The 5050-nt window shown below is 68.2% G+C and carries 5 protein-coding genes; 2 read left to right on the forward strand and 3 right to left on the reverse strand.

The window, feature by feature from the left end; genetic code table 11:
* The coding region (locus VNR91_RS04380; protein WP_325489569.1) for an aldehyde dehydrogenase family protein at nucleotides 1-1000 on the reverse strand (1000 nt) is incomplete at its 3' end.
* An 89-nt stretch (nucleotides 1001-1089) separates the two neighbouring features.
* Here VNR91_RS04380 and VNR91_RS04385 point away from each other — a divergent pair.
* Nucleotides 1090-1983, forward strand: coding sequence for a LysR family transcriptional regulator (locus tag VNR91_RS04385; protein WP_325489570.1), 894 nt, complete (start codon nucleotides 1090-1092; stop codon nucleotides 1981-1983).
* A 55-nt stretch (nucleotides 1984-2038) separates the two neighbouring features.
* Here the strand turns inward: VNR91_RS04385 and VNR91_RS04390 are convergent, their stop codons facing one another.
* Nucleotides 2039-4060 carry an acetyl/propionyl/methylcrotonyl-CoA carboxylase subunit alpha gene (locus VNR91_RS04390; protein WP_325489571.1) on the reverse strand — a complete coding sequence of 674 codons (2022 nt, stop codon included), beginning with the start codon at nucleotides 4058-4060 and terminating at the stop codon, nucleotides 2039-2041.
* Between the two features lie 110 nt (nucleotides 4061-4170).
* Here VNR91_RS04390 and VNR91_RS04395 point away from each other — a divergent pair, with 110 nt between their 5' ends.
* Nucleotides 4171-4554: a hypothetical protein gene (locus tag VNR91_RS04395; protein ID WP_325489572.1), complete on the forward strand. Its 384-nt coding sequence runs from the start codon at nucleotides 4171-4173 to the stop codon at nucleotides 4552-4554.
* 140 nt (nucleotides 4555-4694) lie between these two features.
* On the opposite strand, the gene VNR91_RS04400 is transcribed toward VNR91_RS04395, so the two are convergent.
* Nucleotides 4695-5050, reverse strand: a 356-nt coding sequence (locus tag VNR91_RS04400) for a PLP-dependent transferase (protein WP_325489573.1), incomplete at its 5' end; no start/stop codon positions are given.

Here is a 5050-nt window from a genome sequence, read left to right on the forward strand (position 1 = left end):
CAACGCGCGCCTTGTGCGCGGCGTTGACCACGGGGCCGTAGTGCGCCTCGGCATCGGTCGACACGCCGACGCGCAGCGCCGCGATCGCCGGCAGCAGCTTTTCGCGCAGTGCGTCGGCAGTCTTGTCGCCGACCGGGACCACCACCGGCAGCGCCATGCACCGCTCGCCCGCCGAACCGAATGCCGCACCCGACAAATCGGCGACGACCTGATCGAGATCGGCGTCGGGCATGACGATGCCGTGGTTCTTGGCTCCACCCATCGCCTGAACGCGCTTGCCCGCATCGACGCCGCGACGGTAGACATAGTGCGCGATGTCGGACGACCCGACGAAGCTGACCGCGGCGATCGCCGGGTGATCCAGGATCGCGTCGACCATCTCCTTGTCGCCGTGGACGACCTGGAGGATGCCCGCCGGCGCGCCGGCCTCGAGCATCAGTTCGGCCAGCCGCACCGGCACCGAGGGATCGCGCTCGCTGGGCTTGAGGATGAAGGCGTTGCCGCACGCGATCGCCACGCCGAACATCCACATCGGGATCATCGCCGGGAAGTTGAACGGGGTGATGCCCGCGCCGATGCCCAGCGGCTGGCGCATCGAATAGACGTCGATGCCGGGGCCGGCGCCCTGGGTGTATTCGCCCTTCAGCACGTGCGGGATGCCGCAGGCGAATTCGATCACGTCCAGTCCGCGCTGCACGTCGCCCTTGGCGTCCGCCACTACCTTGCCGTGTTCGGAGGCGAGCAGTTCGGCCAGCTCGTCGATGTTGGCCTCGACCAGTTCCTTGAACTTGAACATCACCCGCGCGCGGCGCTGGGGATTGGTCGCCGCCCAGGCTGGCTGCGCCGCCTGCGCCGCCGCCACCGCCGCGTCGAGCGTCGCCGCGGTGCCGAACGGCACCTGCGCCTGGACCTGGCCGGTATTGGGGTTGAACACGTCGCCCTGACGCGCCGCGCCGGCGCCGCCCGCGTTGCCGGAAATCACGTGATCGATGATGCGCATGAAACCTCTCCTCCCCCCAACCTCTCGACCACCCCGGCCGGCGATTCAACCGCTAGACGCGCAGGTATAGGCTGCATATTTGCAGATGGATGGACTGGAGCGACCTGCCGTTCTTCCTCGCGATCGCCCGCACGGGCCAGATCGGGCGCGCCGCGTCGGTGACCGGCACCGACGCGACCACCGTCGGCCGGCGGCTGCGGCGGCTCGAACAGGCGCTGGGCGAGCGATTGTTCGAGCAGGACGGCACCGATCAGGTGCTGACCGCCGCCGGTGCCAGCCTGCTCGACCGGGTCGAGGCGATGGCGCGGATCGCCGCCGGCATCGACCACGACCACCCGCGCGAGATGGCGCTGCGCGGCACGATCCGGGTCAGCGTGTCGGAGGGGTTCGGCACCTGGTTCATCGGCCGCCACCTGGGTGAGCTGGCGGACATGCATCCGGGGCTGGAGGTGGATCTGGTCGCCAACAGCGGCTTCCTCAGCCCGACACGGCGCGAAACCGACCTGGCGGTGCTGCTGGCGCGCCCGCGCCGGGGGCCGCTGATCACCCGAAAGCTGACGGATTATCGGCTCGACCTGTACGCCGCCGCCACATACCTGACCGACCGGCCGCCGATCGAGCGCAGCGCCGACCTGAACGACCATCTGCTGGTCGGTTATATCCCCGACGCGATCTACGCCCCCGAACTGCGCTATCTGGAGGAATTTCCCGACCGCCTGCGTGCGCGATTGCGATCGTCGAGCATCAACGCGCAACATGCGATGATCGCGGCGGGCGCGGGCATCGGCGTGCTGCCGCGTTTCATCGGCGCGTCGGACCCGTCGCTGCGCCGGCTGCTGCCGGCGACCGCGATCACCCGCAGTTTCTGGCTGGTCACCCATCAGGAAACGCACAAGTTCCGCCACGTCCGCGCGTTCACCCAGTGGCTGATCGACCTGACCGCGCGCCACCGGGAACTGCTGACCGGGCCGGGAGGCGATTAAAGCACCGCCCATGCCCCAGCCCCCGCCGGAGCACCCAAGCGGGAATTGCCCCCCGTTACGCGAACTCGATGATCACCGCATCGACCACCAGGCTGTCGCCGGGGACGAAGTGGATCGCCTTGACCGTCCCCGATTTCTCGGCGCGCAGGATGTTCTCCATCTTCATCGCCTCGACCACCGCCAGCGGCTGGCCGGCCTCGACCGGATCGCCCTCGGCGACGTCGAGCCGGGTCAGCAACCCCGGCATCGGGGCCAGCAGGAACTTGCTCATGTCCGGCGGCACGCGCTCGATCATGTGCTCGGCATAGGGGGCGAGCCGCGCCGGCAGCACCTGCGCGACGTGTGACGCGCCGCGCGTGGTGAGCCTGTATCCCGACGGGATCCGCTCGATCCGGATCGCCAGCCGCATGCGCGCCTCACCGTCGCGGCCGAGCCGGGTCGCCGGCAGCGATGCGAACGCCAGCTTGTCGCCCGGCCGGTAGCTGAGCACCACATCGGACTGGTCCGTGTCGATGTCGTACCGCTTGTCGCCGATCCGCACCGACCAGCACGACGGCGTCGCCAGCGGCGCGCCCAGCTGGCCCGAGATGGTCCGCGCCCGCACCGACGACTCCTCCGCGGCGATCGCGGCGACATTGGCCAGCGTGCACAGCAGCGCGTCCGACGCCGTCGCGCCGTGGAAGCCATCGGGATATTCCTCCGCGATGAACCCGGTGGTCAGCGCGCCTTCGCGGAAGCGCGGGTGCTGCATGATCGCCGACAGGAAATCGACGTTGTGGCCGATCCCGTCGATCTGGAACTGATCGAGCGCGGCGACCTGCCGGTCGGCCGCCTCGTCGCGGGTCGGCGCCCAGGTGACCAGCTTCGCGATCATCGGGTCGTAGAACATGCTGACCTCGCCGCCCTCGACCACGCCGTCGTCGACGCGGACATAGGCTTCGTCGGTCGGCACCGCGACAGGCGACTGGTGCGCGTCGGCGGCCGGCGGGCGATAGGTCACCAGCCGCCCGGTCGACGGCAGGAATCCGCGATACGGATCCTCGGCATAGACGCGGTTCTCGATCGCCCAGCCGTTCAGCGTCACGCCGTCCTGACCGAACGCCAGCGGCTCGCCCGCCGCGACCCGGATCATCTGTTCGACCAGATCCAGCCCGGTGATGCATTCGGTGACCGGATGCTCGACCTGGAGCCGGGTGTTCATCTCGAGGAAGTAGAAACCCTCGCCGGTCTTGTCGGCGCCCGATACGATCAGTTCGACCGTGCCGGCGGAGTGATAGCCTACCGCCCGCGCCAGCGCGACCGCCTGTTCGCCCATCGCTTTCCGCATCGCCGGGGTGACGAACGGCGACGGCGCCTCCTCGACCACCTTCTGGTGGCGGCGCTGGATCGAGCATTCGCGTTCACCGAGGTAGACGATGTTGCCGTGCTTGTCGCCGAGCACCTGGATCTCGATGTGGCGCGGCTGTTCGATGAACTTCTCGATGAACACGCGGTCGTCGCCGAAGCTGGCCAGCCCCTCGCGCTTGGTCGCCTCGAAGCCCTCGCGCACGTCCTGTTCGGACCACGCCAGTCGCATCCCCTTGCCGCCGCCGCCGGCCGACGCCTTCATCATCACCGGGTAGCCGATGTCGGACGCGATCCGCACCGCCTCATCGGTATCGGCGATCTCGCCCAGAAAGCCCGGAACCACGTTGACCCCGGCCGCCTTGGCCAGTTTCTTCGATTCGATCTTGTCGCCCATCGCGGCGATCGCGTTCGGCGGCGGGCCGACGAAGGCGATCCCCGCATCCTCACACGCCCGCGCAAAGCTCTCGCGCTCGGACAGGAAGCCATAGCCGGGGTGGATCGCGTCGGCGCCGGTTTCCTGCGCGGCGAGAAGGATCAGTTCAGCCTTGAGATAGCTGTCCGCCGCCGGCGCGGGCCCCAGCCGCACCGCCTCATCGGCCATCAGCACGTGCGGCGCGCGCGCGTCGGCGTCCGAATAGACCGCGACGGTGGCGATCCCCATCCGCTTGGCGGTGCGCATCACCCGGCACGCGATCTCGCCGCGATTGGCGACCAGCAGTTTGGAAAACATCTCTCTCAATCCTCGATCCGGAAAATAGCTGGGCGGGCGATCACGCGGTCACCGGCAAGATCATAAGCGCCGCCGCCGCAAGTGGGGCGGGTCGATATTTCTCCGCCGAAATGACTGGCAACTTTGCCGCTACATTGACTTTTCGGCGAAAAACGCCGACCGGCCGCTTCACCAACATAATCATGAACCGGGAATGTCGATGCTCGATCGCATCGAAAACGGGAGGCGATATGATTCCGAAGACCATCATGGCCAGCGTCGCCGCAGGCGCTCTTCTTCTCGGCAGCACCATGGCCGCCGCCGCGCCGGTCACGCCCGCGCCCGCGTCGAATCTGTCCGTCGCCAACAGCCTGCGCGCCAGCAGCAAGACCAGCAACGTCAACCATCAGTCCGGCGGTTTTCCGTTCCTGATCGTGTTCGTCGTGATCGCGGCGGGCCTTGGTCTGTATTTCGCCGTCAAGGACGACGGTGACGACAAGCCCGTCTCTGCCTGATTTCCACCGCGGCTGGTCTCCAGCCGCGATTTGACGGCGTTCCACGCGTCGGCGCCCCGCGCAAGCGGGCTGCGCCGCGCGCGGTTGCGCGCCGTCGGGATGACGTCGCGCGGCGAACAGCAGCGGGCGGTCACCCACGATCAGACCGCCGCCAGCGCCTGATCGAGATCGGCGATGATGTCCGCCGTATCCTCGATGCCGATCGAGAGACGCACGACGTCGTCTCCCGCGCCTGCCGCGGCGCGTTGCTCCGGAGTGAGCTGGCTGTGCGTCGTCGATGCCGGATGGATCACGAGGCTGCGCGTATCGCCGATGTTGGCGAGATGCGAGAAGAGCTCGAGTGCGCCGACGAACTTGACGCCAGCTTCATAGCCACCCTTCAGGCCGAACGTGAATACGGCGCCCGCGCCAGCGGGGCAGATGCGCTTGTGAACCTCATAGTATTTATTCGACTCGAGGCCGGCGTAGTTCACCCAGGCCACGGCCGGGTGCTTCT

Source organism: Sphingomonas sp., assembly GCF_035555815.1.
GTDB lineage: Bacteria > Pseudomonadota > Alphaproteobacteria > Sphingomonadales > Sphingomonadaceae > Sphingomonas.